2 protein-coding genes and 1 pseudogene are annotated in these 2506 nt (G+C 69.5%); all 3 read right to left on the bottom strand.

From position 1 onward, the window contains the following. Positions 1–179, bottom strand: a pseudogene (locus G3N94_RS42815) (pilus assembly protein); the annotation flags it as partial. Continuing rightward, complete coding sequence (locus G3N94_RS40875; protein ID WP_205799845.1) at positions 172–1542, bottom strand: CpaF family protein; 1371 nt, start codon at positions 1540–1542, stop codon at positions 172–174. The gene G3N94_RS40875 and the pseudogene G3N94_RS42815, both read right to left, overlap by 8 nt. Positions 1543–1545: 3 nt before the next feature. Continuing rightward, the coding region (locus G3N94_RS40870; protein WP_205799844.1) for a fimbrial protein at positions 1546–2506 on the bottom strand (961 nt) is incomplete at its 5' end.

The following is a 2506-nucleotide window of genomic DNA, read 5'->3' as shown; positions in this document are numbered from 1 at the left end:
GCAGGCACGGGCCCGCCTTTCGCCGCCGCGCCCGCGCGCGCGGCCGGCTCGATCCGGCTGTCGATGAAGCGCTGCGCATGCGCACGCGCACGCTTGAGCTCGCCGTGCCGCCACAGCATCAGCGCGGCGGCCACGCAGACGAGCGCGAGCGCAAGCGCGCCGGCCATCAGGCTATACATTGAAGCCTCCGCCGCGACCGAAGCCGCCGAAGCCGCCGCCGCCGAATCCCCCACCGCCGCCACCGAACCCGCCGCCCGTCAGCGTCTGGCGGAAGCGCGCGAGCTTCGGCGAATGCGGATGGATGCCGAGCGATTCCCAGTTGTCGATCTCCTCGCCGTCGGGCGTCACGCGCGCCTCGTAGCGGTACAGCTCCTGCGTCGCGATGATGTTGTCCGACAGCCCCGTGACTTCGGTGATCGACAGGATCCGGCGCCGGCCGTTGGACAGCCGGCCGATCTGCACGATGAAGTCGATCGCGTTCGCAATCTGGCGGCGCAGGCTCGACTCGGTGCCCTGGAAGCCGGCGAAGCCGGCCAGCATCTCGAGCCGGTACAGGCACTCGCGCGGCGAGCTCGCATGCACGGTGCCCATCGAGCCGTCGTGGCCGGTGTTCATCGCCTGCAGCATCTCGAGCACCTCGCCGCCGCGCACTTCGCCGACGATGATGCGGTCCGGACGCATCCGCAGCGTGTTGCGCAGCAGGTCGCGGATCGACACGACGCCGGTGCCGTCGAAACCGCCGGGCCGGCTCTCGAGCCGCACGACGTGCGGGTGGTTCAGCGACAGTTCGGCCGTGTCCTCGATCGTCACGACGCGCTCCGGCTCCGGAATATGGAATGCGAGCGCATTGAGCAGCGACGTCTTGCCCGAGCTCGTGCCGCCCGACACGAGGACGTTGCAGCGCGCCTCCACCGCGGCCTCGAGCAGTGCGCCGATTTCGTCGTTGTAGGTGCCGTTGCCGAGCAGGTCGGACGGCTTCAGCGGATCCTTGCGGAACTTGCGGATCGACACGACCGGCCCGTCGAGCGACAGCGGCTCGATCACGACGTTCACGCGCCCGCCGTCCGGCAGCCGCGCATCGACCATCGGATTCGATTCGTCGAGGCGCCGGCCGATCGGCGCGAGAATCCGCCGCACGATCCGCAGCAGATGCGCGTTGTCGGTAAAGCGCACCGGCAGCTTCGACAGGATCCCGTGGCGCGACACGTAGATGTCGTTGTAGCCGTTGATCAGGATGTCCTCGACGTGCGGATCCGCGAGCAGGTCCTCGATCGGCCCGAATCCCGCGAGCTCCTTCGTCAGCGCCTCCGCGATCGTGCGCACCTCGTTCTCGTTCAGCGGAATGCGGCGCAGGCGCACGAAGCTGTCGATCTCCAGGTCGACGAACTGGTTGATCGCCTGTCGCGACCAGCGGCCGAACTCGGCGCCGAGTTCCTCGATGCGCGTCAGCAGGTGCTCGTGCGCAGCATTCTTGATGTCGTGGAATTGCTGCGTCTGGGAGAACGGCGCGGCGCCGTCGGCAAATTGAATGTCGTGTGCCATCGCTTACGATCGCTTGGACGAGGGTTGAATGAAGCGCTTGAGCGCTGAGAGGCCCGAAGCCGCGCGCGGCACGGCGGCGACGCCCGTCAGCCGCTCGGCGAGTGGCTCGAGCGCCCGCACGTACGGATCACGCTCGGCGGCATCGACGATCAGCCGGCCCTGGTTGGCCGCATCGCCGATCGGCACGCGGCGCGCAGGCAGCGTCGCCAGCAGCGCGACGCCGAGACGGTCGGCGATCTGGGCCGGCGTCAGGTTGAGCGCCGGATCGTACTGGTTGACGACGAGTCGCATCTTGCCGATGTCGACGCCCGTATCGCGCATCGCTTCGAGCAGGTCGACCGCGGACACGATCGACGCGACGCCCTGGTCGCAGACGAGCCACGCCTCATCGGCTGCCGCCGCGATCTGCGTGACGAATTCCAGGTTCGAGAATCCGCCGAGATCGACGATCTGCTGGTCGAAGAACGCGCGCAGCCGGTTCAGCAGGCCGACGCACGCCGCGTACGACACGTCGCGCAGGTCGGCGAGGTTCGGCGGCAGCGTGGTCAGCGCGACGCCGCTCGCGTGGCGCGTCAGCGCGGTGTTGACGAACGTGCGGTCGATGCGGCGCAGGTTGCGCACGGCCTCGACGAAATGAAACTCGCAGCGCGTGTTGAGGAACAGCGCGCCGTCCCCGGCGGGCAGGCCGAGATCGACGAGCGCGGTCTGCCGGCCGTGCGGCACGGCGGCGCCGAACGCGGTCGCGCCGCTGTCTGCCGCGGGCGCTGTGCGCTTTTGCAGCAGCACCGACAGATTCGCGGCGAGCGTGCTCACGCCCATTCCCGCGCGCGCGCCGAGCAGCGCGACGAGCTTGCCGTGACGGTTCGCCGGCTCGCCGCCGACGTGTTCGAGCAACCCGCGCGTGATGCCCAGCGCATCGTCCGCGCTCCCGGACACGTCGATGAAGTCGCGCACGCCCGCCCGC

It is taken from the genome of Burkholderia sp. Ac-20353 (genome assembly GCF_017104785.1).
In the GTDB taxonomy this organism is placed as follows: domain Bacteria; phylum Pseudomonadota; class Gammaproteobacteria; order Burkholderiales; family Burkholderiaceae; genus Burkholderia.
This window is presented reverse-complemented; position numbering and strand designations above follow the sequence as displayed.